20 protein-coding genes and 1 tRNA gene are annotated in these 24,575 nt (G+C 62.0%); 19 read left to right on the forward strand and 2 right to left on the reverse strand.

What is annotated here, in order from left to right:
• The 16 genes from NKJ64_RS29640 to NKJ64_RS29715 form a co-directional block, all read left to right on the forward strand.
• A partial coding sequence (locus tag NKJ64_RS29640) for an EF-Tu C-terminal domain-related protein (RefSeq protein WP_502896609.1) occupies window positions 1-125 on the forward strand: 125 nt, incomplete at its 5' end.
• Between the two features lie 147 nt (window positions 126-272).
• The gene (locus tag NKJ64_RS29645; RefSeq protein WP_502902897.1) at window positions 273-1,907 is read left to right on the forward strand and encodes a COG3904 family protein; all 1,635 of its coding nucleotides are present in this window, start codon (window positions 273-275) and stop codon (window positions 1,905-1,907) included.
• A 327-nt stretch (window positions 1,908-2,234) separates the two neighbouring features.
• Window positions 2,235-3,929, forward strand: a complete 1,695-nt coding sequence (locus NKJ64_RS29650) for a COG3904 family protein (protein ID WP_352463777.1) — start codon at window positions 2,235-2,237, stop codon at window positions 3,927-3,929.
• A gap of 91 nt (window positions 3,930-4,020) precedes the next feature.
• Window positions 4,021-4,503 carry a group II truncated hemoglobin gene (locus NKJ64_RS29655; protein ID WP_352463778.1) on the forward strand — a complete coding sequence of 161 codons (483 nt, stop codon included), beginning with the start codon at window positions 4,021-4,023 and terminating at the stop codon, window positions 4,501-4,503.
• 159 nt (window positions 4,504-4,662) lie between these two features.
• Window positions 4,663-4,738: transfer RNA gene (locus NKJ64_RS29660), tRNA-Trp, on the forward strand.
• Window positions 4,739-5,166: 428 nt separating this feature from the next.
• Window positions 5,167-5,631: an Hsp20 family protein gene (locus NKJ64_RS29665; protein ID WP_023695292.1), complete on the forward strand. Its 465-nt coding sequence runs from the start codon at window positions 5,167-5,169 to the stop codon at window positions 5,629-5,631.
• A gap of 73 nt (window positions 5,632-5,704) precedes the next feature.
• The gene (locus tag NKJ64_RS29670) at window positions 5,705-6,172 is read left to right on the forward strand and encodes a hypothetical protein (protein ID WP_352463779.1); all 468 of its coding nucleotides are present in this window, start codon (window positions 5,705-5,707) and stop codon (window positions 6,170-6,172) included.
• Between the two features lie 487 nt (window positions 6,173-6,659).
• The gene (gene secE, locus NKJ64_RS29675) at window positions 6,660-6,863 is read left to right on the forward strand and encodes a preprotein translocase subunit SecE (RefSeq protein ID WP_023667439.1); all 204 of its coding nucleotides are present in this window, start codon (window positions 6,660-6,662) and stop codon (window positions 6,861-6,863) included.
• 27 nt (window positions 6,864-6,890) lie between these two features.
• Window positions 6,891-7,418 (forward strand): transcription termination/antitermination protein NusG, encoded by a 528-nt coding sequence (gene nusG, locus NKJ64_RS29680; RefSeq protein WP_006333333.1) that lies wholly within the window; start codon window positions 6,891-6,893, stop codon window positions 7,416-7,418.
• A 172-nt stretch (window positions 7,419-7,590) separates the two neighbouring features.
• Entirely contained in the window at window positions 7,591-8,019 is a 429-nt protein-coding gene (gene rplK, locus NKJ64_RS29685; RefSeq protein WP_006333334.1) for a 50S ribosomal protein L11, read from the forward strand.
• Window positions 8,020-8,023: 4 nt separating this feature from the next.
• Window positions 8,024-8,722, forward strand: coding sequence for a 50S ribosomal protein L1 (gene rplA, locus NKJ64_RS29690; RefSeq protein WP_023667438.1), 699 nt, complete (start codon window positions 8,024-8,026; stop codon window positions 8,720-8,722).
• 374 nt (window positions 8,723-9,096) lie between these two features.
• Window positions 9,097-9,615, forward strand: a complete 519-nt coding sequence (rplJ, locus tag NKJ64_RS29695) for a 50S ribosomal protein L10 (protein ID WP_023667437.1) — start codon at window positions 9,097-9,099, stop codon at window positions 9,613-9,615.
• A 54-nt stretch (window positions 9,616-9,669) separates the two neighbouring features.
• A complete protein-coding gene (gene rplL, locus NKJ64_RS29700) occupies window positions 9,670-10,047 on the forward strand; it encodes a 50S ribosomal protein L7/L12 (RefSeq protein WP_023667436.1) in 378 nt (125 codons plus the stop codon).
• Between the two features lie 248 nt (window positions 10,048-10,295).
• Window positions 10,296-14,432, forward strand: a complete 4,137-nt coding sequence (rpoB, locus tag NKJ64_RS29705) for a DNA-directed RNA polymerase subunit beta (protein WP_352463780.1) — start codon at window positions 10,296-10,298, stop codon at window positions 14,430-14,432.
• Between the two features lie 147 nt (window positions 14,433-14,579).
• Window positions 14,580-18,776: a DNA-directed RNA polymerase subunit beta' gene (gene rpoC / locus NKJ64_RS29710; RefSeq protein ID WP_023667434.1), complete on the forward strand. Its 4,197-nt coding sequence runs from the start codon at window positions 14,580-14,582 to the stop codon at window positions 18,774-18,776.
• Window positions 18,777-18,854: 78 nt separating this feature from the next.
• The gene (locus tag NKJ64_RS29715; protein ID WP_023713031.1) at window positions 18,855-19,520 is read left to right on the forward strand and encodes an O-methyltransferase; all 666 of its coding nucleotides are present in this window, start codon (window positions 18,855-18,857) and stop codon (window positions 19,518-19,520) included.
• 46 nt (window positions 19,521-19,566) lie between these two features.
• Here the strand turns inward: NKJ64_RS29715 and NKJ64_RS29720 are convergent, their stop codons facing one another.
• Both NKJ64_RS29720 and NKJ64_RS29725 read right to left on the reverse strand, forming a co-directional pair.
• Window positions 19,567-20,502 (reverse strand): Gfo/Idh/MocA family protein, encoded by a 936-nt coding sequence (locus NKJ64_RS29720; protein ID WP_352463781.1) that lies wholly within the window; start codon window positions 20,500-20,502, stop codon window positions 19,567-19,569.
• Between the two features lie 106 nt (window positions 20,503-20,608).
• Window positions 20,609-20,890, reverse strand: a complete 282-nt coding sequence (locus NKJ64_RS29725; RefSeq protein ID WP_023686022.1) for a hypothetical protein — start codon at window positions 20,888-20,890, stop codon at window positions 20,609-20,611.
• 495 nt (window positions 20,891-21,385) lie between these two features.
• On the opposite strand from NKJ64_RS29725, the gene rpsL reads away from it, so the two are divergent.
• The 3 genes from rpsL (at window position 21,386) to fusA (ending at window position 24,425) form a co-directional block, all read left to right on the forward strand.
• A complete protein-coding gene (rpsL, locus tag NKJ64_RS29730) occupies window positions 21,386-21,757 on the forward strand; it encodes a 30S ribosomal protein S12 (RefSeq protein ID WP_006333356.1) in 372 nt (123 codons plus the stop codon).
• A gap of 76 nt (window positions 21,758-21,833) precedes the next feature.
• On the forward strand, window positions 21,834-22,304 hold the full coding sequence (gene rpsG / locus NKJ64_RS29735) for a 30S ribosomal protein S7 (protein WP_008875664.1): 471 nt from the start codon (window positions 21,834-21,836) through the stop codon (window positions 22,302-22,304).
• A 30-nt stretch (window positions 22,305-22,334) separates the two neighbouring features.
• A complete protein-coding gene (fusA, locus tag NKJ64_RS29740; RefSeq protein ID WP_023667430.1) occupies window positions 22,335-24,425 on the forward strand; it encodes an elongation factor G in 2,091 nt (696 codons plus the stop codon).
• Window positions 24,426-24,575: the final 150 nt, after the last annotated feature.

The following is a 24,575-nucleotide window of genomic DNA, read 5'->3' on the forward strand; positions in this document are numbered from 1 at the left end:
GCGACAACATCACGGTCGATGTCGAGCTGATCGTGCCGATCGCCATGGAAGAGAAGCTGCGCTTCGCCATCCGTGAAGGCGGCCGTACCGTCGGTGCCGGCATCGTCGTCACCATCAAAGAGTAATCGAGCCCGGCATCGCCGGATCGAAACGGATAGGGGCGGCCCTCGGGCCGCCCTTTTTCGTTGGCCAGATGTGCCTGTTTGGGGTCCCAATCTCTGTTGCAAGTCTGTGAGCCTCTACAGTATAGATTGGGTTGAGGGCTTGGTCGGATGGTTCCACAGCACCGTTTGCATAGTCGGCCATGGTTGGCACTGGGGCTGATCTGCCTGGTGTCGATGCTTGCCGTGGGCAGCGCCGCCTTCGCGGCCGAGACAAAAAATTCAGAGCCGGATCCGGATCCGCCGATGCGGTTCGTCGTCGTGCGTAGCGACGCGGCGGGCTGTGAGCCGACCTGTCCGGAATGGATATCGGCCGAGGGTGCGATATCGGCCAAGTCGCCGGCGCTGCTCAAGGCTGCCCTGAAAACGCTCGGCGGCCGCAAATTGCCGATCGTCATCAACTCTCCGGGCGGCGATGTCGATGCGGCCATCGCCATGGGCCGGATGATACGCAAGAACAAGCTCGACATCGCGGTCGGCAGGACGTGGTTCGTCGGCTGCGAGCCGGGGATGAAAAACTGCAAGGAGAACGACGCCAGAGGCGCGCACTATATCGGCAGCCCCTATGTGCTCGGCAGCTATTGCGCGTCCGCTTGTCCAATGATGCTGGCCGGCGGCACCAGGCGCCTGGTCGGGCCGCTGGCCTATCTCGGCGTCCACCAGATCACGACCACGATCGTGCAGATGAACGTGCAATATCAGGTCCGCTACCGGATCGTGAAAGGCAAGAAGCGGGTCATCAGCAAGAAGGTCATCAGCCGCAAGAACACCGGCAGCTACAAGACCTACGAGATGAGCAAGGGGGTGGAGCGCAAGCTGTCCGCCTATTTCAAGGAGATGGGTGTCGACCTCAGCATCATCGAGACGATGAAGAGCACGCCGGCCAGCGACATCCAGCAGATCGACCTCAGCGACATGCTGACAATGAAGCTGGTCACCAGCGACGACGCTGCAGATTTGCTGACCAGCGCAAGCCTGTGCAGGCTGAACCTTCCGGCTCCGAATTGCCGGGAGATACCGGAGAACAAGCCAGCCGGCGGCCTGCCGGACGTGGCAAAGGCTGCGCCGCTGCCGGTGAAGCCGGAGAGCGCGCCGCACGATGACGGCATGCGCTTTGTCGTGGTTCGCGGCAGCAACCCGCTCTGCAATCCCGACTGCCCGGAATGGATTGCAGCGCAAGGCGCGATTACGCCCCAGACGCCGCAGAAACTCAGCCAATTGCTCGCCACGCTTGGCAACCGGCGGCTGCCGGTGGTGATCAGCTCGCGAGGCGGAGACCTCTCCGGCGCCCTGGCGGCGGGCCGGATCATCCATGAAAAGAAGCTCGACGTTGCCGTTGCCCGCACCGATTTCGTCGGCTGCGACCCGGCAGAGTGGAATTGCCTGGCCAAGGACGGCGCCTATGCCGGGCTGAGCGTCGATGGCGACGGCGAGTGCGATTCGGCCTGCGCGCTCATGCTGGCCGGTGGCGCCAGGCGGCTTGTCGGTTCCCAGGCGCGGCTCAGCCTCTATCTGATGGGGCAGAAGCAGGCGGTCAAATCCTACCTCGACGAGATGGCGATCAGCCCCGCTTTGTTCCGGGCGCTCCAGGGCAGTTCGGTCGAGCGTCAGCTCGAACCCGACATGATGCTGGAGGTCGGCCTGACGACCGGGCGCCAGTCGGTGGATGCGCTGACGGGGTCCAGCATCTGCAGATCGGCGCCGAAACCTGAGAATTGCCGCGTCGTGCCGTCGTCCAATGGCTGATCGTGCCTATCGCATGAAAGAGACGCCTTGCTTCGCGTTCCGTGAAGGGCCCCGCACCGTCGCTGCCGGCATCGTCGTCACCATCGAGAAATAGTCGAGCCGGTGTCAGCCGGATGGACCAGGAAAGGGCGGTCTTTGGGGCTGCCTTTTTGTTCCGGCGTTGCGCGGTACAAGTATTGCACGGTTGTTTCAAAGCTATTGCAAGCACCGTCGCCGCAACTATTATGGATTGCATTGAGGGGTTTGCCGGGCGTGGTTTGGGGACAACGTTCAGACACTACTGCAAGGTGGCGGCGCGGGCTGGTTCGGCTGGCGACGGTGGCCGCGATGGCGATGGCTGCCTTCGCCGCGAAGGCCGAGGATGCCGCCCCCGGGACATGGCAGACATTGCTCCCTCTGCAGGGAGTGCCCTATCCGACGAATGATCCGACGATATGGTCCGAGGATCGCTCGGAGATGAAGTTTGTCGTCGCGCGCAGCAACGCACCGGGCTGCGAGCCCAATTGTCCGGAGTGGATCTCCGCCGAAGGCGACATCGCAGCCGGCACGCCAGCCCTGCTCAAGCGCACCTTGAAGAAGCTAGGCGGTCGCAAACTGCCGATTATCGTCAATTCCTTTGGCGGCAACGTCAATGCAGCGCTCGAACTTGGCCGGATAATCCGCAAGAACAAGCTCGATATCGCCGTAGGCAAGACCGAGTTTTCCGACTGTTGGCCCGGGACGGATGGTTGTGGTTTTAGTTACGGCAAAGGTTCCGCCTATCTCGGCCGGGCGTCTGATGGCGCCAGCTGCAACTCCGCCTGTCCGCTGATGTTTGCCGGTGGCGTCCGCCGCGTGGCCGGCGGCTGGAACTATCTGGGTGTTCACCAGATCACGACCACCTGGTTCCCCTCCACCACGCACTACCGGACCACATATCGCGTCAAACGGGGCAAAAAATATCGGGTCACCACGCAAACGGTCACTCAAGGTGAAAGCTACAAGACCTATGAGATGAGCAAGGGGTACGCGAGAAAGATCTCGGCCTATCTCCGAGAGATGGGTATCGGGCAGGGCGTGCTGGACTTGATGAAGGCGACGCCGGCGAGCGACATCAGGCAGATCGGCCTCCACGATATGCTGACGATGAAACTGGCGACCAGCACGGACACTCTTGAGCTGTTTACCAGAGCAAGTTTGTGCATGTTCGACCCGCCGGCTCCGAACTGCCGGGAAATACCGGGGAACAAGCCAGCCGGCGGACAAACGCCCGTGGCCAAGCCGGCCGTGGTGGCTGCGATCAAGGCAAAGACCGGCCCCCCACTTTCTCAGGCGGCCAAGGCTCCAGCTCCCAAGCCGTTGCAGGCAGCGCCAGGGAATTCGACGCCAGATATGCGCTTCGTTGTCGTTCGCGGCAGAGACTCGCTCTGCAATCCCGATTGCCCGGAATGGATCTCGGCGGAAGGCGCGATGACGCCTCAGACCCCGCAAAAGTTGCGCCAGTTGCTCGACACCCTTGGCAACCGGCGGCTGCCGGTGGTGATCAGCTCACAGGGGGGCAGCCTGTTCAGCGCTCTGGCCGCGGGAAGGCTTATCCATGAACGGAAGCTCGACGTCGCCGTCGCTCGCACCACTATCGTCGGCTGCGACCCGCCCGAGGCAGGCTGCTTGGCCGATAACGGTGCCTATGTCGGGCTGATTAGCGATTTTGGAGTGGAGTGCGATTCGGCCTGCGCGCTCATGCTTGCCGCCGGCGCCAAAAGGCTGGTCGATCCCAAGGCGAGGCTCAGCATGTCCTCGAGGGGACAGACGCAGTTGGTTAAAGCCTACCTGGAGGAGATGGAGATGGACCCAGCTCTGTTCGCCGCGATAGGCTCGGTCGAGCGTCAGCTCGAGCCCGACATGATGCTCAAAGTCGGGCTGACAACCGGGCCGGAGTCGGTGGAGGCGCTAACTGGCCCCGCTATTTGCAAAACCTCACCCAAGCCCGACAACTGTTTGCTTCCGCCGACAGCCAAGGCCGAGTCGCCCGCCAAACTGTAGGCATCGCAGAAACTGGCCATCGAGGCAGGTTGAGCCATGCCCGATTTCTCCGCTATCGTCGTGGCAGGCGTCGCCCGGGGGAGGATCGAGAATGAGCCAGGATATCCCGACACTCTACGAATGGGCCGGCGGCATCGAAGCCCTCAATCGGCTGACGGAAACCTTTTACGACAAGGTGTCCCGCGACCCGGTGGTCGGCCCGGTGTTCAAACACATGTCGCCGGATCATCCCGCGCGTGTCGCGGCCTTTATCGGCGAGGTTTTTGGCGGGCCGAAGACCTACAGCGAGAAATTTGGCGGTCACCGCGAGATGGTCATGCATCATCTCGGCAAGCATTTGACGGAGGAACAGCGCCGCCGCTGGATCAGCCTGCTTGCCGATGCCGCCGATGCGGTCGGGTTGCCGGACGATCCCGAATTCCGCTCCGCCTTCATCGGCTATGTCGAATGGGGATCGCGGCTGGCCAAGATGAACTCTGCCCTCGGCGAGACTTGCGACCCGCAGACCGAACCGATGCCGGCCTGGGGCTGGGGCGTGCCGGGCGGGCCGTACAAGCCGCCGGCCGGGGGCTGAGCGCCGGCATGCGGCTTCAGGCAGGCGAAAAATCGAGATAGGCAGGGACGGGCTGGTCATCACCTATTCGGATTTTGGCAAAGGATCTGAAAGCGCGTCAGACAACTCTTTACAGCGCGCCCGGAAGCTTTTAGGAAGCGCCTGCGCTGAAACGCGCGTACGGGCATAGCTCAGTTGGTAGAGCGGCGGTCTCCAAAACCGCAGGTCGTAGGTTCGAGCCCTGCTGCCCGTGCCATTTTCCTGGTTGGAATCCTGGCATTTTAGAAACACCTTGTTTTGGCTCCTCGTTTGGTTGGGCTGAAGCCGCGTACTCGACGAGCGACGTTCCGAAGGCATGCGCAGAGCGAGAGCGCTATGCGCAATGCCGAAGTCGGCGTATTTCCACGAACCGATTTCCTTGATTCAACTGCCATTGGCGAGCCAATTGCCATTTGCGTTCACAATTCAGAATAGGCCTATTTTGCTGCCGCCGGCTGCTTTTCAGCGGCTGCGAATTATTGGAAGCGGGATGCTGGCCTGGCTTCTGAAATTTTCTGAACAGGGCTCTTGAACCCGTTTTCGGCCCTTCCTAATTCGTTTCCCGCCGAGGCCGATTGGCTTGGCAAAAGGCGGCGCTGCTGGGCGGCGCCCTTGTACCCATGTTGCTTCAAGGAGGATGTGGCTATGAGAACCTTTGATACCCTCTATCGGACCACCGTCGGTTTCGACCGGCTTTTCGACATGCTCGACAGCGGCACGCGTCCGGACTGGCCGCCCTATAACATCGAGAAGGTCGACGAGAACGATTACCGTATCTCGATGGCCATCGCAGGCTTCAGCCAGGATGAGGTGGAGCTGACCCAGCATGGACCCGAACTGGTCGTGGTAGGCCAGAAGGCTGATGATCAGAGCGGACGCCAGCTGCTGCACCAGGGCATCGCCTACCGCAGTTTCAGGCAGACGTTCAAGCTTGCCGACCACATGAAGATCAAGGCAGCAAACCTTGAGAAGGGTCTCCTGACCATCGACATCGTCCGTGAGATTCCCGAAGAGCTGAAGCCGCGCCGCATCAGCATTGGGGCCGGCGACGCTCAGGTGGGCGGCAAGCAGATCGCCCAGGATACGGAACGCACCCGCAAAGCGGCCTAATCGTACCGATTCAGTTATCCCTGCGGTCCGCCTCCCGGCTTCGGCCGGGAGGCCCAGATTGCGGAGAATGGAGATGGACAACTTCTACGAGACACCGACACTTTCTGCGGCACGCTCGGGCAAAATTGAAACTTCTTTGTGCCTGCTCGACAATCCAGACAACGTCATCAACCATCCACGCCTCAGTCGTGGAGAAAAGCGGGCACTGCTTTCCTCGTGGGCGTCCGATGCCTGCGCGGTGGAAAACCAGCCTGCCTTGCGCCGCCTGGACAACGGCACGGTAATCCCTGTCGACCAGATTCTGAGGGCGTTGAAGGCTCTGGATGAGAAACCCACGCTGGGGAAAGAGACTTCAGGCCGGGTGCTGCCTTGGCGACCCTCCTCGCGCCGCAGCGTTCTCAAAGCTTGGCGGCATAGTGGCCGTTCTTTCGGCCCCGACGATGACGACGACCCGCCCCCGTGCCCGGCAGTGATCGCGCCGCGCCCACGCCCACCATGCGGAACCGGCGCAGTGGCCGGGGTCGAACTCGCCTGTGCCTGAACTAACCCTGGGTTGATCCAACTGCCTCGCCAGGGGCAGCTGGATTCCAACCTTGGGTGCTTCATTTGCTTTCCAACACAGCAGGTCGCAGGTTCGTCCGCAACGCCATTTCCTCGAACTTGTAATCGCGTGCCCGATTTCCGGATGCACCTCCGGAATTGGCGTCTGGCATTGAAAAAGGGCAGGTGGCTTGCCATATTGGGCGAACTGAGGCATAAGGCCCCGATAGCCGGGACGGGACGACTGGATGGTTCCGAGGCGGCGTTTGGTCATAAAGCGGACACTTGCCACTTGCGTGGATCAAGAATCGGTTTTATGTAGACACAACAGACACGCGACGCGTGGAGCTGGGAAGCCGGCTTTACGCGTCCGATTTGCATGGGCGAAATGGCGCTGATTCGGCGCCGACTTGAACCCAGGCGGCACGTCCCGGCCAGCGGGATCATCCAGGAGACCCGGCCAACGGGTCTTGAAGACAGAGCGGCATATGGCTTCGAAAACCACAAATCCTTTCGTCTTTCTCCAGCAGGTTCGCGCGGAAACCGCCAAGGTGACTTGGCCGTCGCGCCGGGAGACGATGATCTCGACGGTGATGGTGCTCGTATTCGCGGTCATCGCGATGATCTTTTTCTTCACCGCCGACGTGGCCATGGGCTACGCGATCGAGCGGTTACTGAGCCTCGGCCATTAAGTCCGGCGATTACGGAGAAGTCTTGAAATGACCGCGCGCTGGTACATCGTCCACGCCTATTCGAACTTCGAAAAGAAGGTCGCTGAGGACATTGAGAACAAGGCCAAGCAGAAGGGCCTGTCCGCCGATATCGAACAGATCGTGGTGCCGACCGAGAAGGTCGTCGAGATCCGCCGCGGCCGCAAGGTCGATGCCGAGCGCAAGTTCTTTCCGGGCTATGTGTTGCTCAAGGCCAATCTGACCGATGCGGTGTTCTCGCTGGTCAAGAACACGCCGAAGGTCACCGGCTTCCTCGGTGACTCCAAGCCGGTGCCGATCACCGAAGCCGAGGCGCAGCGCATCCTGAACCAGGTTCAGGAAGGCGTCGAGCGGCCGAAGCCCTCGGTCACTTTCGAGATCGGCGAGGCGATCCGCGTTTCGGATGGCCCGTTCGCCTCGTTCAACGGTTTCGTCCAGGAAGTGGACGAGGAGCGGGCGCGGCTCAAGGTGGAAGTATCGATCTTCGGGCGCGCCGTGCCGGTCGATCTGGAATTCGGACAGGTCGAAAAGGGCTGATCCGAAAACCCTGCGCCGGTTCGCCGGCAAGGGGAGGCGGCGCGGAAAGCGCGCGGCCATGAACGGGTGGGAGGCGAATGCGGCTTTAGCCGGCCGCGCGGACCGCACCACCAGACTGCAACCGCCGGTGTTCCCGATACTGGGGCCGGCATGAGATAAAGGCAGGAAAGAGATGGCTAAGAAAATTGCAGGCCAGCTCAAGCTCCAGGTCAAAGCGGGATCGGCTACGCCGTCTCCGCCGATCGGCCCGGCACTTGGCCAGCGCGGCATCAACATCATGGAATTCTGCAAGGCGTTCAACGCGCAGACCCAGGAAATGGAAAAGGGATCGCCGATCCCGGTCGTCATCACCTATTACCAGGACAAGTCCTTCACCTTCGTCATGAAGACGCCGCCGGTGAGCTACTTCCTGAAAAAGGCGGCGAACTTGACGTCAGGTTCGAAAGAGCCGGGCAAGATCAAGGCCGGCACGATCGGCCGCGACAAGGTGCGCGCCATCGCCGAACAGAAGATGAAGGATCTGAACGCAAACGACGTCGAGGCGGCCATGCGCATGGTCGAGGGCTCCGCCCGCTCGATGGGTCTGGAAGTGGTGGGCTGAGATCATGGCAAAGATTGCAAAGCGTGTATCGAAGTCCCGTGACGGCATCGACCCCAACAAGGCCTATGCCCTTGGTGAGGCGCTGAAGCTGCTCAAGGACCGTTCGACGGTGAAGTTCGACGAGACCATCGAAGTGGCGATGAACCTCGGCGTCGACCCGCGCCATGCCGACCAGATGGTCCGCGGCGTGGTCAACCTGCCGAACGGCACCGGCCGCTCGGTCCGCGTCGCCGTGTTCGCACGTGGCGGCAAGGCCGATGAGGCTCGCGCCGCCGGCGCCGACATCGTCGGTGCCGAGGATCTGGTCGACATCGTCCAGAAGGGCACGATCGACTTCGATCGCTGCATCGCCACGCCGGACATGATGCCGCTGGTCGGCCGTCTGGGCAAGGTGCTGGGCCCGCGCGGCATGATGCCGAACCCGAAGGTCGGCACCGTCACCACCGACGTCGCCGCCGCCGTCAAGGCATCGAAGGGCGGCGCTGTCGAGTTCCGCGTCGAGAAGGCCGGCATCGTTCATGCCGGCGTCGGCAAGGTCTCGTTCGACGTCAAGGCGCTGGAAGAAAACGTCCGCGCCTTCGCCGATGCCGTGACCAAGGCAAAGCCGGCTGGCGCCAAGGGCAACTACGTCAAGAAGGTGTCGGTCACCTCGACGATGGGCCCAGGCCTCAAGCTCGACGTCTCGACGCTCGCAGCGTCTTGATACGAACATCTGGATCGGCTGCCAAGGCGCTGATCCGCAAGTGAATTCCGGGCCTCCGACTTGTCGGCGGCCCGGTACCGGAAGTCGAGAGGCTTCCGGACATCCTGTCCGAGATTGCAGGCGGCCCAGAAGCCTTAATTGAATTGGGCCTGCATGAGACGGGTGAAAACCGGACAACGGAGCGACAAGCTCCAATGAAAGGTTCGAACCGTGTTTGCCTTTTGTCTGCGCATCTCCGGCTTGCCGTCGATGTGGCGAAAGGGGGCAGGATCCTCGAGCGTCGTTCGGGAGATCTGTAATGGATGGCCCGGCCGGCAAAAAGGCAACCCGACGCCTGTCCCACTAGCGGGGCAGGGGTCAACTGGAGATAGGCAGTGGACAGAGCGGAAAAACGCGAACTCGTCACGGGCCTGAATGGTGCTTTTGCAGGCGCTGGTTCAGTCGTCGTGGCCCACTACGCCGGTATCACCGTCGCGCAAATGAACGACCTTCGGTCGAAAATGCGCGCTGCCGGTGGCACCGTCAAAGTCGCGAAGAACCGTCTCGCCAAAATCGCTCTTCAGGGCACGGACTCCGCATCGATCATCGACCTGTTCAAGGGACAGACGCTGATCGCTTATTCGGAGGATCCGATTGCGGCGCCGAAGGTCGCGTCCGATTTCGCCAAGGGAAATGACAAGTTGGTCATTCTCGGCGGCGCAATGGGCACCACCTCGCTCAACGCCGACGGTGTGAAGGCACTCGCCACACTTCCGTCGCTCGATGAGCTGCGCGCCAGGCTGGTTGGCATGATCGCCACGCCGGCAACCCGGATCGCCCAGATCGTCAATGCGCCAGCGGCTTCGGTCGCGCGCGTAATCGGCGCTTACGCCCGGAAGGACGAGGCGGCATGAGGCCGTTCCTCGCTATCACAAACACACGTTCGAACCTGATGAAGGAATACAACAATGGCTGATCTGGCAAAGATCGTAGACGACCTTTCGAAGCTGACCGTCCTCGAGGCGGCCGAGTTGTCGAAGCTTCTGGAAGAAAAGTGGGGCGTTTCGGCTGCTGCTCCGGTGGCGGTTGCCGCTGCCGGCGGCGCTGCCGCTGCTGCTGCTCCGGCTGAGGAAAAGACGGAATTCGACGTCGTCCTCACCGAGGCAGGCGCTCAGAAGATCAACGTCATCAAGGAAGTCCGCGCCATCACCGGCCTGGGCCTCAAGGAAGCCAAGGATCTGGTCGAAGCAGCTCCGAAGCCGGTCAAGGAAGCCGTTTCCAAGGCTGACGCTGAGAAGTTCAAGGCCCAGCTGGAAGCAGCCGGCGCCAAGGTCGACCTGAAGTAAGCGTAAAAGCGGCGGGCGGCCTCGCGCCGTCCGCCACTCCCTTCATCAGAGGGGAGGATGCGTAGCGCGAGATGTACGAGAACCTCTTTCCTGAGGGCCGAAACCGGCCTTCAGGAAACGGGTTTTCTCCCGTTTTAGCCGTCGCCGCCAGGCGGCGGGAAACAGATCAGGGGCCGCCGCCGAGGTGGCCGCGCATGCAAGGTGAGCCGCGGCGAGGCTCGCCCCGAGTTTATAGCTAAGGAGCGACGATGGCCCAGACCCAGACTTTCAATGGCCGCAGACGCGTACGCAAGTTCTTCGGAAAGATTCCGGAAGTTGCGGAGATGCCGAACCTGATCGAGGTTCAAAAAGCATCCTATGACCAGTTCCTGATGGTGGCGGAGCCCAAGGGTGGGCGTCCGGACGAGGGACTGCAGGCCGTTTTCAAGTCGGTTTTCCCGATCTCCGATTTCTCCGGCTCCTCGATGCTGGAGTTCGTGAACTACGAGTTCGAAGGACCGAAATTCGACGTTGACGAATGCCGTCAGCGCGACCTGACCTATGCCGCGCCACTCAAGGTGACGCTGCGCCTCATCGTGTTCGATATCGACGAGGATACCGGCGCAAAGTCGATCAAGGACATCAAGGAGCAGGACGTCTATATGGGCGACATGCCGCTCATGACGCTCAACGGCACCTTCATCGTCAATGGCACGGAGCGCGTCATCGTCTCGCAGATGCACCGTTCGCCGGGCGTCTTCTTCGACCATGACAAGGGCAAGTCGCACTCCTCGGGCAAGCTTTTGTTTGCGGCGCGCGTCATTCCCTATCGCGGTTCGTGGCTCGACATCGAGTTCGATTCCAAGGACGTCGTGCATGCCCGCATCGACCGCCGCCGCAAGATTCCGGTGACGTCGCTCTTGATGGCGCTCGGCATGGACGGCGAAGAGATCCTGTCGACCTTCTACAACAAGATCACCTACAAGCGCGCCGGTGACCACTGGCGCATCCCGTTCAACGTCGAGCGTTTCCGCGGCCTGAAGGCCGTTGGCGACCTCGTCGATGCCGATACAGGCGAAGTTGTCGTCGAGGCCGGCAAGAAGATCACCGCCCGCCAGGCAAGAGCGCTTGGCGAAAAGGGTCTGAAGGCGATCAAGGCGACCGACGAGGATCTGCTCGGCAATTACCTGGCCGAGGACATCGTCAACTACGGCACCGGAGAGATTTTCCTCGAAGCCGGCGACGAGATCGACGAAAAGACGCTGAAGGTGCTGCTCGGCACGGGCGAAAGCGAGATCAAGGTTCTCGACATCGACCACGTCAATGTCGGCGCCTACATCCGCAATACGCTCAACGTCGACAAGAACGAGAGCCGCCAGGACGCACTGTTCGACATCTACCGTGTCATGCGCCCGGGCGAGCCGCCGACGCTTGAAACCGCCGAAGCCATGTTCAACTCGCTGTTCTTCGACTCGGAGCGCTACGACCTGTCGGCCGTCGGCCGCGTCAAGATGAACATGCGCCTCGAGCTCAAGGCTGAGGATACCGTGCGCGTGCTGCGCAAGGATGACATCCTGGCCGTGGTCAAGACGCTGGTCGAACTGCGCGACGGCAAGGGCGAGATCGACGACATCGACAATCTCGGCAACCGCCGCGTGCGTTCCGTCGGCGAGCTGATGGAGAACCAATACCGCGTCGGCCTGCTGCGCATGGAGCGCGCGATCAAGGAACGTATGTCCTCGATCGAGATCGATACGGTGATGCCGCAGGACCTGATCAACGCCAAGCCGGCGGCTGCCGCCGTGCGCGAGTTCTTCGGTTCCTCGCAGCTGTCGCAGTTCATGGATCAGACCAACCCGCTGTCGGAGATCACCCACAAGCGCCGCCTGTCGGCACTTGGACCGGGCGGTCTGACCCGCGAGCGCGCCGGCTTCGAAGTGCGGGACGTGCACCCGACGCATTACGGCCGCATCTGCCCGATCGAGACGCCGGAAGGCCCGAACATCGGTCTGATCAACTCGCTGGCGACCTTCGCGCGCGTCAACAAGTACGGCTTCATCGAAAGCCCGTACCGCAAGATCGTCAACGGCAAGCTGACCAATGAGGTCGTCTATCTCTCCGCTATGGAAGAGTCCAAGCACCACGTCGCGCAGGCCAATGCCGAGCTCGACAAGAATGGTGGTTTCGTCGACGAATTCGTCATTTGCCGCAGCGCCGGCGAAGTGATGATGGCGCCGCGCGAAAACGTCGATCTGATGGACGTGTCGCCCAAGCAGATGGTGTCCGTGGCCGCGGCGCTGATCCCGTTCCTCGAGAACGACGACGCCAACCGCGCGCTGATGGGCTCCAACATGCAGCGTCAGGCCGTGCCGCTGGTGCGCGCCGAAGCGCCGTTCGTAGGCACCGGCATGGAGCCGATCGTTGCCCGTGACTCGGGCGCCGCCATCGGCGCCCGCCGCGGCGGCATCGTCGACCAGGTGGACGCGACGCGTATCGTCATCCGCGCCACGGAAGATCTCGATCCCGGCAAGTCGGGCGTCGACATCTACCGGCTGATGAAGTTCCAGCGTTCGAACCAGAACACCTGCATCAACCAGCGTCCGCTGGTGCGCATGGGCGACCGCGTCAACAAGGGCGACATCATCGCCGACGGTCCGTCGACCGAGCTCGGCGATCTGGCGCTCGGCCGCAACGTGCTGGTCGCGTTCATGCCGTGGAACGGCTACAACTACGAGGACTCGATCCTGCTCTCCGAGCGCATCGTGGCCGACGACGTCTTCACCTCGATCCACATCGAGGAATTCGAGGTCATGGCCCGCGACACCAAGCTTGGACCGGAGGAAATCACACGCGACATTCCGAACGTTTCGGAAGAAGCGCTGAAGAACCTCGACGAAGCCGGCATCGTCTATATCGGCGCGGAAGTGCAGCCGGGCGACATCCTGGTCGGCAAGATCACGCCGAAGGGCGAAAGCCCGATGACGCCGGAAGAAAAGCTCCTGCGCGCCATCTTCGGTGAAAAGGCGTCCGACGTTCGCGACACCTCGATGCGCATGCCTCCGGGCACCTTCGGCACCGTCGTCGAAGTGCGCGTGTTCAACCGCCACGGCGTCGAGAAGGACGAGCGCGCCATGGCGATCGAACGCGAGGAGATCGAACGCCTCGCCAAGGACCGCGACGACGAGCAGGCGATCCTCGACCGCAACGTCTATTCGCGCCTTTCCGACGTTCTCGTCGGCAAGGAAGCGATTGCCGGGCCGAAGGGCTTCAAGAAGGGCTCGAAGCTGTCGAAGGACACGCTTGACGAGTATCCACGTTCGCAGTGGTGGCAGTTTGCGGTGGAGAACGAAAAGCTCCAGAGCGAACTGGAAGCCCTGCGTGGCCAGTACGACGATTCCAAGAAGGCGCTCGAGCAGCGCTTCATGGACAAGGTCGAGAAGGTCCAGCGCGGCGACGAAATGCCTCCGGGCGTCATGAAGATGGTCAAGGTCTTCGTGGCCGTGAAGCGCAAGATGCAGCCGGGCGACAAGATGGCGGGACGTCACGGCAACAAGGGTGTCGTGTCGCGGATCGTTCCGGTCGAGGACATGCCTTTCCTCGAAGACGGCACGCATGCCGATATCGTGCTCAACCCGCTGGGTGTGCCGAGCCGCATGAATGTCGGCCAGATCCTGGAAACGCATCTGGGCTGGGCATGCGCGGGCATGGGCAAGAAGATCGGCGAGCTGATCGACGCGTACAAGACGGCTGGAGACATCAAGCCGTTGCGCAAGACGCTTGAGAGCTTCATCCCAGCCAACGACCGCAACGAGCCGGTCCGCGAATATGACGACGAGAGCATCGTTCGCCTCAGCGAGCAGATGCGCCGCGGCGTCTCCATCGCGACACCGGTGTTCGACGGCGCGCATGAAGTCGACATCAACATCATGCTGGAGCAGGCGGGCCTGCACACCAGCGGTCAGTCGCAGCTCTATGACGGACGCACCGGCGAGCCGTTCGATCGCAAGGTGACGATGGGCTATATCTATATGCTCAAGCTTCACCACCTGGTGGACGACAAGATCCACGCGCGTTCGATCGGTCCGTACTCGCTCGTTACCCAGCAGCCGCTGGGCGGCAAGGCGCAGTTCGGTGGCCAGCGCTTCGGCGAAATGGAGGTCTGGGCGCTGGAAGCCTATGGCGCCGCCTACACGCTGCAGGAAATGCTGACGGTGAAGTCGGACGATGTCGCCGGCCGCACCAAGGTCTACGAGGCGATCGTGCGCGGCGACGACACGTTCGAGGCCGGCATTCCCGAGAGCTTCAACGTGCTCGTCAAGGAAATGCGGTCTCTCGGCCTCAATGTCGAGCTGGAGAACACCAAGCTCGACGACAACCCTGTCCGGCTGCCAGATGCTGCCGAATAGGGGCGCGGCCGAGTAAGCAAGACATCCGGTCGCGGAACGCCGCGACCGGATGCGACAAATTCTACGGCCAGTGGGCCGACCACTCAGCGGGCATTTGGCCCGCGTTAGATGCAAGGGGTTTTCGAGGACCCCGAAAAGGAGAACGGCATGAACCAAGAGGTCATGAATCTCTTCAATCCGCAGGCGCCGGCGCAGGTGTTCGATTCCATCCGGATATCGCTCGCCAGCCCTGAGAAGATTCTGTCCTGGTCGTTCGGCGAGATCAAGAAGCCGGAGACCATCAACTACCGCACCTTCAAGCCGGAGCGTGACGGTCTGTTCTGCGCGCGCATTTTTGGCCCGATCAAGGACTATGAATGCCTATGCGGCAAGTACAAGCGCATGAAGTACAAGGGCGTCATCTGCGAAAAGTGCGGCGTCGAAGTCACGCTGTCGCGCGTTCGCCGCGAGCGCATGGGCCACATCGAGCTGGCGGCACCTGTCGCTCACATCTGGTTCCTGAAGTCGCTGCCGTCGCGCATCGGCACGCTGCTCGACATGACCCTGAAGGACATCGAGCGCGTCCTCTACTTCGAGAACTACATCGTCACCGAGCCTGGCCTCACCGCGCTGAAGGAGCACCAGCTGCTCAGCGAGGAAGAGTACATGATCGCCGTCGACGAGTATGGCGAGGATTCGTTCACCGCCATGATCGGCGCCGAGGCCATTCATGACCTTCTGGCCGGCATGGACCTGGAGAAGATCGCCGGCGACCTGCGTTCGGAACTGGCTTCGACCACGTCCGAGCTGAAGCAGAAGAAGTATCTGAAGCGGCTCAAGGTCGTCGAGAACTTCATGGAGTCCGGCAACCGTCCGGAATGGATGATCATGAAGGTGGTTCCGGTGATCCCGCCGGACCTTCGCCCGCTGGTTCCTCTGGATGGCGGCCGTTTCGCGACGTCCGACCTGAACGATCTCTATCGCCGCGTCATCAACCGCAACAACCGCCTGAAGCGGCTGATCGAGCTGCGCGCGCCCGGCATCATTGTGCGCAATGAAAAGCGCATGCTGCAGGAAGCCGTCGATGCGCTGTTCGACAACGGCCGTCGCGGCCGCGTCATCACCGGCGCCAACAAGCGTCCGCTGAAGTCGCTGTCCGACATGTTGAAGGGCAAGCAGGGCCGGTTCCGCCAGAACCTGCTCGGCAAGCGCGTCGACTATTCGGGCCGTTCGGTCATCGTCACCGGTCCGGAGCTCAAGCTGCACCAGTGCGGCCTGCCGAAGAAGATGGCGCTCGAACTGTTCAAGCCGTTCATCTACGCCCGCCTCGACGCCAAGGGGTTCTCCTCGACCGTCAAGCAGGCCAAGAAGCTGGTCGAGAAGGAGCGTCCGGAAGTCTGGGATATCCTCGACGAGGTCATCCGCGAGCATCCGGTGCTGTTGAACCGTGCGCCGACGCTGCACCGCCTCGGCATCCAGGCGTTCGAGCCGATCCTGATCGAAGGCAAGGCGATCCAGCTGCATCCGCTGGTCTGCACGGCCTTCAACGCCGACTTCGACGGCGACCAGATGGCCGTTCACGTGCCGCTGTCGTTGGAAGCGCAGCTTGAAGCCCGCGTGCTGATGATGTCGACCAACAACATCCTGCACCCGGCTTCCGGCGCGCCGATCATCGTGCCTTCGCAGGACATGGTCCTGGGTCTCTACTATCTCTCGATCGTCAATCAGAACGAGCCGGGCGAAGGCATGGTGTTTGCCGACATGGGCGAACTCCAGCATGCGCTCGAGACCAAGGCGGTGACGCTGCACTCCAAGATCAAGGGTCGTTTCCGCACGGTCGATGCCGAAGGCAAGGTCGTGTCGAAAATCTACGACACCACGCCTGGCCGCATGATCATCGGCGAGCTGCTGCCGAAGAACGTCAATGTGCCTTACGAGACGGCCAACCAGGAGATGACCAAGAAGAACATCTCCAAGATGATCGACACCGTCTACCGCCACTGCGGTCAGAAGGAGACGGTCATTTTCTGCGACCGCATCATGGCCCTCGGCTTCAGCCACGCCTGCCGCGCCGGCATTTCGTTCGGCAAGGACGACATGCTGATCCCGGACGCCAAGATCAAGCTGGTTTCCGACACCGAGGCTTTGGCCAAGGAATACGAGCAGCAGTACAATGACGGCCTGATCACGCAGGGCGAGAAGTACAACAAGGTCGTCGACGCCTGGGCCAAGTGCTCGGAGAAGGTCGCCGACGAGATGATGGCCCGCATCAAGGCCGTCGAGTTCGAGGACAGTGGCCGTCAAAAGCCGATGAACTCGATCTACATGATGTCGCATTCGGGTGCGCGTGGTTCGCCCACCCAGATGCGTCAGCTCGCCGGCATGCGCGGCCTGATGGCAAAGCCCTCGGGTGAAATCATCGAGACGCCGATCATCTCGAACTTCAAGGAAGGCCTGACCGTGCTCGAGTACTTCAACTCGACCCACGGCGCCCGCAAGGGTCTGGCCGACACCGCCTTGAAGACGGCGAACTCGGGTTACCTCACCCGTCGTCTGGTCGACGTGGCGCAGGACTGCATCGTCAACTCCGTGGATTGCGGCACCGACAAGGGCCTCACCATGCAGCCGATCGTCGATGCCGGTCAGGTCGTCGCTTCGGTCGGTCAGCGCGTGCTGGGCCGCACCTCGCTCGACGACATCACGCACCCGGTTTCGGGCGAGGTTCTGGTCAAGGCCGGAACGCTGATGGACGAGCGTGACGTGGAAAAGATCGAAAAGGCCGGCGTGCAGTCGGTCCGCATTCGCTCGGCACTGACCTGCGAGGTCAGGATCGGCGTGTGCGCGGTCTGCTACGGACGCGATCTTGCCCGCGGCACTCCGGTCAACCAGGGCGAAGCCGTCGGCGTCATCGCGGCGCAGTCGATCGGCGAGCCGGGCACCCAGCTCACCATGCGTACCTTCCACATGGGCGGTACGGCGCAGGTGGTGGACAGCTCGTTCCTTGAAGCCTCGTATGAGGGCAAGGTCGAGATCCGCAACCGCAACGTGGTGCGCAACTCGGACGGCCAGCAGATGGTCATGGGCCGCAACATGGCGGTGCTGATCCTCGACGAAGCCGGCAAGGAGCGTGCCTCGCATCGCCTTACCTATGGTTCGCGCATCTTCGTGGACGATGGCGACAAGGTGAAGCGCGGCCAGCGTATCGCCGAATGGGATCCCTATACCCGCCCCGTCCTCACCGAAATCGAGGGCAAGGTGTCGTACGAGGATCTGGTCGACGGCATTTCCGTTCAGGAAACGGCCGACGAATCGACCGGCATCACCAAGCGCGAGGTCATCGACTGGCGCTCGACGCCACGCGGCAACGACCTCAAGCCGGCGATCGCCATCCTTGACCCCAAGGGCAAGGTCGGCAAGCTGTCGAAGGGCGGCGACGCCCGCTTCCTGCTCTCGGTAGAGGCCATTCTTTCGGTCGAGCCGGGTTCGCAGGTTCGTCCCGGCGACGTTTTGGCGCGTATCCCAATGGAAAGCGCCAAGACCAAGGACATCACCGGCGGTCTGCCGCGTGTTGCCGAACTGTTCGAGGCACGTCGTCCGAAGGATCACGCCATCATCGCCGAGATCGATGGCACGATCCGCTTCGGCCGCGACTACAAGAACAAGCGCCGCATCATCATCGAGCCGCATGACTCGACGCTTGAGCCGGTCGAATACCTGATCCCGAAGGGCAAGCCGTTCCATCTCCAGGACGGCGACGTCATCGAGAAGGGCGACTACATCCTCGACGGCAATCCGGCGCCACACGACATCCTGGCGATCAAGGGCGTGGAAGCACTTGCTTCCTACCTCGTGAACGAAATCCAGGAAGTCTACCGTCTGCAGGGCGTGTCGATCAACGACAAGCACATCGAGGTGATCGTTCGCCAGATGCTGCAGAAGGTCGAGATCACGGTGCAGGGCGACTCGACCTACATTCCGGGCGACCACGTCGACGTGATCGAACTGGAAGAGGTCAACGAGCGCCTGGTCGAGGACGGCAAGAAGCCGGCCGAAGGCCAGCCGGTGCTGCTGGGCATAACCAAGGCCTCGCTGCAGACGCCGTCCTTCATCTCGGCCGCCTCCTTCCAGGAGACGACCAGGGTGCTGACCGAAGCTGCGGTTGCCGGCAAGACCGACATGCTGCAGGGCCTGAAGGAAAACGTCATCGTCGGCCGGCTGATCCCGGCCGGTACCGGCGGCACGATGAGCCAGATCCGGCGCATCGCCACCTCGCGCGACGAACTGATCATCGACGAGCGCCGCAAGGCCTCCGGTGTCGAGGTCGCCGAGCCGATGCTGACCGACATGGTCAACGCCGCGCAGTAAGCGCGGCAGGACGAGAAGAAGGAAAGGGGCCCAAGTGGCCCCTTTCCGCGTTTTGACCCTAATCGGATCGAGGAAAACATGAGCAAGAAGGTATGGACTGACGTCGACGACTACATCGTTTCCTCTCTCTTCGAGGCGGATCCCATCCTCGAAGCGGTGCTTGCGGCCAACCGCGACCAGGGCCTGCCGGCCATCGACGTATCGCCGGCGCAGGGCAAGCTGCTGTCGCTGCTGGTCCGCATCAGCGGCGCCAGGAAGGTGCTGGAGATCGGCACGCTCGGCGGCTACTCGACCATCTGGATGGCAAGGGGATTGCCCGTCGGCGGCAAGATCGTGACGCTCGAACTCGAGCCGCATCATGCAAAAGTCGCGCACTCGAATCTCGAGCGGGCAGGGGTGTCGGACAAGGTCGAGCTCAGGATCGGCCCCGCGCTTCAGTCGCTTGAGACGCTGGCTGCCGAAAATGCCGGTCCGTTCGATCTGATCTTCATCGACGCCGACAAGCCGAACAACCCGAATTATCTGTCATGGGCCATGCGCCTGTCGCGGCCGGGGACGGTCATCATCTGCGATAACGTCATCCGCGACGGCACCGTGCTCAACGACGATGGCCGTGACGCCTATGTCGAAGGCGCACGCGGTGCGTTTTCCTTCATCGGCGGCGACAAGCGCCTGGACGGCACCGCCATCCAGACCGTCGGCGCCAAAGGCTATGACGGCTTTGCGATTGCGATCGTCGAGTAAGGCTGCATGGTGAGTGTCCGGACTGCGGTCCGGCAGAACTCATCGCTCAATCGAAGAACGCTTCCACCACATTGCGCTTGCCGAGCATGAAGGCGTCGGCCACGTGCTGCAGGGGTGCCAAATCGACATCGGAGACGCCGTCGCGTACGACTTCGGCGAAGCGCCGGTAAAGCTGGGGATATTCGGCCTCCGGCTCGTCGTTAACCACCTTTCCGTCGATGGCGAGCCTGGTGCCGCCGCCCGACAACACCATCTTGCCCTTGTCGGTGTCGGCCAGGATGTCCCAGCTCTGTGGTCCAGTCTGCAGCCAGTCGAGCTCCATGGTCACCGGCAATCCGTCGGAGGTGCGGAAGGTCACGTGGGCCGCCACCGGCGAGGCGCGGTTTTCCGGAAAGTCGAGGACGGCCGAGGTGATGAACATCGCCGGCAGGATGTGGGTGGCGATCGACAGTGCGTTGATGCCGGGATCGAAGACGCCGAAACCGCCGGCCGCCCAGATCCAGTCCTGGTTTGGGTGCCAGCGGCGGACGTCTTCCTTCCAGACGATAGCAGCCGAGTTGACCCTGGCCGACGCCAGGAAGGCGCGCGCGGCCTCCACTGCCGGCGCGTAGCGCGAATGCCAGCTGGCGAACAGTGAGACGCCGTTGGCTGCCGCCAGCCGCTTCAGGTCCTCGACCTCGCTGACGGTGGCGCCCGGCGGCTTCTCCAGGAAAACGTGCTTCTTCGCCATCAGCGCCGTGCGTGCCGCGTCGTAGCGGAACTGCGGCGGCATGCACAGCGAGACGGCCTCGAGGTCGGGCACCGCGTCGATCATCGCCTCGATGGTCGGTAAATTCGGGATGCCGTCCACCTTGCCGTGCCGGCTGGCGGCGGCGATTAGGCGGTAGTCCGCATCCTTGGCCACTGCCGGCAGATGCTGGTCGCGCACGATCTTGCCGACGCCGACGATGCCGAGCTTGATGGGACCATTGTTCGAGGGCATGGGAACTCCGCGGATTCGAATTTGGCTGGTTAAGTCGCTCGGTTCTTAGCAGAGAACCGGTGCCGGGCAAGCCGGCGCGGTGACAGGCGCAAGCAGCCGGCCACGCTCAGAGCGGAACCTCGAACGTAACGATCGACACTTCGCCTTCGAGCGCACCCTGAAAGGCTGACAGATGCGGCTCCTCGTCGGGTTCGCCGTCCATATCGCCGATCTGGTCGAGCTCGACCTCGGCATAGCCTTCGGCCGCAAGCGATTCGAGCACCCGGCGCACGGCCGAATCGTCGTCGGGCGCGACCAGCATCACATGGACGCCTTCCGGCTTGCCGCCCTTCTTTTTCCAGACCCGGCCGGTGACGATGGTGACCGGGCGTTCCTCATTGTCGTTCACGGGCTGATTCCTCTTGAGACGGGGGCGGGCGAGGGGTTTTGGGCTGTCCATGGCGCCTTTTGCCATGAAGAACCCGCGCATGACAGCCAAAAGCCGGTCACTTTCTTGTCTGCCCCGGTCACTTTCTTCCTCTGCCTTGTAAAACGAAGAAAGAAAATTACATGCGTTTTTCGCATGGCTGCCAAGCCGTCGTCAGCGCGCAATATTTGGCGTGCCGGGGTTGACGGTTCACGGTCTTGCGAGTAGAAGCCGCCCAGTCAGAACCGATGTGAGGCTCTCCCTTCCGAAGCGACACGCTTTGGAGTTTGCCTCAAACAGGGTTCGTTTTACGAGCGAAAAGACATTTCCGGCGCGCATGAAGCGGTTCCCGCTTCCTCTGCATTTTGTTCGGGCAGGACCGCGAGGCGCGGTTTATGGCCCGAATTTGCGTATGGAATTGGCGCTTTGAGCGGCCCTGACCGGGCGAGACACGGAATTGAGAGACAAGAGGGTTTAATGCCTACCGTCAACCAGCTGATCCGCAAGCCGCGCATTGCGCCGGTGAAGCGCAACAAGGTCCCGGCCATGCAGCAGAACCCGCAGAAGCGGGGCGTCTGCACGCGCGTCTATACAACGACGCCGAAGAAGCCGAACTCGGCACTGCGCAAGGTGGCCAAGATCCGCCTGACCAACGGCTTTGAAGTGATCGGCTACATCCCCGGCGAAGGCCACAACCTTCAGGAACACTCCGTGGTCATGATCCGCGGCGGCCGCGTCAAGGATCTTCCGGGCGTGCGCTACCACATCATCCGCGGCGTGCTCGACACGCAGGGCGTGAAGAACCGCAAGCAGCGCCGTTCGAAGTACGGCGCCAAGCGTCCGAAGTAAGGGGCGTCCGAAGTAAGATTTTCCGGCCCTGGCGCTGCTTGAATGCGTCGGGCTACGAGATTGAGAGACAAAAGCCATGTCGCGTCGTCACAGTGCAGAAAAGCGTGAGATCAATCCGGACCCGAAGTTCGGCGATCTGATCGTCACCAAGTTCATGAACGCCGTTATGTATGACGGCAAGAAGTCGGTTGCCGAGACCATCGTCTACGGTGCGCTCGACCAGGTTCAGTCGAAGACCAAGCAGGAGCCGGTCACCGTCTTCCATCAGGCTCTCGACAATGTCGCGCCGCATGTGGAAGTCCGGTCGCGCCGCGTCGGCGGCGCTACCTACCAGGTTCCGGTCGATGTGCGCCCCGAGCGCCGCCAGGCCCTGGCGATCCGCTGGCTGATCGCCGCGGCCCGCAACCGCAACGAGACCACCATGGTCGACCGCCTCTCCGGCGAGCTGATGGACGCAGCCAACAACCGCGGCACCGCCGTGAAGAAGCGTGAAGACACCCACAAGATGGCTGAAGCCAACCGCGCTTTCGCACACTACCGCTGGTAAAGCGCGAACGAGACTGAGAAGGCATCCAAGATGGCCCGCGAATACAAAATCGAAGACTACCGCAATTTCGGTATCATGGCGCATATTGACGCCGGCAAGACGACGACCACCGAGCGCGTCCTCTATTACACGGGCAAGTCGCACAAGATCGGCGAAGTCCACGACGGCGCTGCCACCATGGATTGGATGGAGCAGGAGCAGGAGCGCGGCATCACCATCACGTCCGCCGCCACCACGACCTTCTGGAAGGGTCGCAGCGGCAAGATGTACCGCTTCAACATCATCGACACTCCCGGACACGTCGACTTCACCATCGAAGTCGAGCGTTCGCTGCGCGTGCTCGACGGCGCCATTGCGCTGCTCGATGCCAATGCCGGTGTCGAGCCGCAGACCGAGACTGTCTGGCGCCAGGCCGACAAGTACAAAGTTCCGCGCATGATCTTCTGCAACAAGATGGACAAGATCGGCGCCGACTTCTACCGCTCGGTCGAGATGATCGGCTCGCGTCTTGGTGCGCATGCCGTCGTCATGCAGCTGCCGATCGGCGCTGAGACTGAATTCAAGGGCGTCGTCGATCTCGTCGAGATGAACGCGCTGGTCTGGCGCGACGAGACGCTGGGCGCTGCCTGGGACGTCGTCGAGATCCCGGCCGACCTGCAGGCTCGCGCCGAAGAATACCGCGAGAAGATGATCGAAGCCGCTGTCGAAATGGACGAGACGGCACTCGAGAATTACCTCGAAGGCAAGATGCCGTCGAATGACGAGATCCGCGCGCTGATCCGCAAGGGCACCATCGCGGTCAAGTTCTACCCGATGTTCTGTGGCTCGGCCTTCAAGAACAAGGGCGTGCAGCCGCTGCTCGACGCCGTCGTCGAATACCTGCCGTCGCCGGCCGATGTTCCCGCCATCAAGGGCGTCGACGCCAAGACCGACGCCGAGATCGAGCGTCATGCCGACGACAACGAGCCGCTGTCGATGCTGGCCTTCAAGATCATGAACGACCCGTTCGTCGGCTCGCTGACCTTTGCCCGCATCTATTCGGGCAAGCTGACCAAGGGCATCTCGGTCGACAACACCGTCAAGGGCAAGAAAGAGCGCATCGGCCGCATGCTGCAGATGCATGCGAATTCGCGCGCCGACGTCGAAGAAGCCTTTGCCGGCGACATCGTCGCTCTGGCTGGCCTCAAGGACACGACCACCGGCGACACGCTCAGCGATCCGCTGCACCCGGTCATCCTCGAGCGCATGGAATTCCCCGATCCGGTCATCCAGATCGCCATCGAGCCGAAGACCAAGAACGACCAGGAAAAGATGGGCCTCGCCCTTCACCGCCTGGCCGCCGAGGATCCGTCCTTCCGCGTCAAGACCGACGAGGAAAGCGGCCAGACCATCATTTCGGGCATGGGCGAGCTTCACCTCGACATCATCGTCGACCGCATGCGCCGCGAGTTCAAGGTCGAGGCCAATGTCGGCGCGCCGCAGGTGGCTTACCGCGAGACGATCACCCGCAGGCACGAGCAGGACTACACCCACAAGAAGCAGACCGGCGGTACCGGTCAGTTCGCCCGCGTCAAGATCGTGTTCGAACCGAACCCGGAAAGCTCGGAGTTCGAGTTCGAGACCAAGATCGTCGGCGGTGCGGTTCCCAAGGAATACATCCCGGGTGTCGAAAAGGGCATCAACAGCGTCATGTCGTCGGGTCCGTTCGCGGGCTTCCCGATGATCGGCGTCAAGGCGACGCTTATCGACGGCGCTTACCACGATGTGGACTCCAGCGTCCTGGCGTTCGAAATCGCCGGCCGCGCCTGCTTCCGTGAAGCTGCACCCAAGCTTGGCGTGCAACTGCTCGAGCCGATCATGAAGGTCGAAGTCGTGACGCCGGAAGACTATGTCGGCAGCGTCATCGGCGACCTGAACGGCCGTCGTGGCCAGATCCAGGGCCAGGAAGCGCGTGGCGTGGCTGTCGTCATCAACGCGATGGTGCCGCTGGCCAACATGTTCAAGTACGTCGACAACCTGCGCTCGATGAGCCAGGGCCGCGCTGCCTACACGATGCAGTTCGATCACTATGAGCCTGTGCCGACCGCCGTCGCCCAGGAAGTCCAGAAGAAATACGCGTAACCCCAGCGGGTTGCATCGGTAACTTAATTCAAGGCCCGTACGGGCGAGCAGATTGGAGACATCACATGGCAAAAGGTAAATTCGAGCGTAACAAGCCTCATGTGAACATTGGCACGATTGGCCACGTCGATCATGGCAAGACGTCGCTGA

It is taken from the genome of Mesorhizobium sp. M0062 (assembly GCF_040323125.1).
Lineage (GTDB): Bacteria > Pseudomonadota > Alphaproteobacteria > Rhizobiales > Rhizobiaceae > Mesorhizobium.

Excerpts from the sequence above, each read along its gene's own strand:
- NKJ64_RS29720 (WP_352463781.1), bottom strand. The coding sequence starts at position 20,502 with ATGCCCTCGAACAATGGTCCCATCAAGCTCGGCATCGTCGGCGTCGGC.
- rpoB (WP_352463780.1), top strand. The coding sequence starts at position 10,296 with ATGGCCCAGACCCAGACTTTCAATGGCCGCAGACGCGTACGCAAGTTC.
- NKJ64_RS29665 (WP_023695292.1), top strand. The coding sequence starts at position 5,167 with ATGAGAACCTTTGATACCCTCTATCGGACCACCGTCGGTTTCGACCGG.
- NKJ64_RS29670 (WP_352463779.1), top strand. The coding sequence starts at position 5,705 with ATGGACAACTTCTACGAGACACCGACACTTTCTGCGGCACGCTCGGGC.
- NKJ64_RS29645 (WP_502902897.1), top strand. The coding sequence starts at position 273 with ATGGTTCCACAGCACCGTTTGCATAGTCGGCCATGGTTGGCACTGGGG.
- secE (WP_023667439.1), top strand. The coding sequence starts at position 6,660 with ATGGCTTCGAAAACCACAAATCCTTTCGTCTTTCTCCAGCAGGTTCGC.
- NKJ64_RS29650 (WP_352463777.1), top strand. The coding sequence starts at position 2,235 with ATGGCGATGGCTGCCTTCGCCGCGAAGGCCGAGGATGCCGCCCCCGGG.
- NKJ64_RS29655 (WP_352463778.1), top strand. The coding sequence starts at position 4,021 with ATGAGCCAGGATATCCCGACACTCTACGAATGGGCCGGCGGCATCGAA.
- rplA (WP_023667438.1), top strand. The coding sequence starts at position 8,024 with ATGGCAAAGATTGCAAAGCGTGTATCGAAGTCCCGTGACGGCATCGAC.
- rplK (WP_006333334.1), top strand. The coding sequence starts at position 7,591 with ATGGCTAAGAAAATTGCAGGCCAGCTCAAGCTCCAGGTCAAAGCGGGA.
- rpoC (WP_023667434.1), top strand. The coding sequence starts at position 14,580 with ATGAACCAAGAGGTCATGAATCTCTTCAATCCGCAGGCGCCGGCGCAG.
- fusA (WP_023667430.1), top strand. The coding sequence starts at position 22,335 with ATGGCCCGCGAATACAAAATCGAAGACTACCGCAATTTCGGTATCATG.
- rplL (WP_023667436.1), top strand. The coding sequence starts at position 9,670 with ATGGCTGATCTGGCAAAGATCGTAGACGACCTTTCGAAGCTGACCGTC.
- NKJ64_RS29715 (WP_023713031.1), top strand. The coding sequence starts at position 18,855 with ATGAGCAAGAAGGTATGGACTGACGTCGACGACTACATCGTTTCCTCT.
- rpsG (WP_008875664.1), top strand. The coding sequence starts at position 21,834 with ATGTCGCGTCGTCACAGTGCAGAAAAGCGTGAGATCAATCCGGACCCG.
- nusG (WP_006333333.1), top strand. The coding sequence starts at position 6,891 with ATGACCGCGCGCTGGTACATCGTCCACGCCTATTCGAACTTCGAAAAG.
- rpsL (WP_006333356.1), top strand. The coding sequence starts at position 21,386 with ATGCCTACCGTCAACCAGCTGATCCGCAAGCCGCGCATTGCGCCGGTG.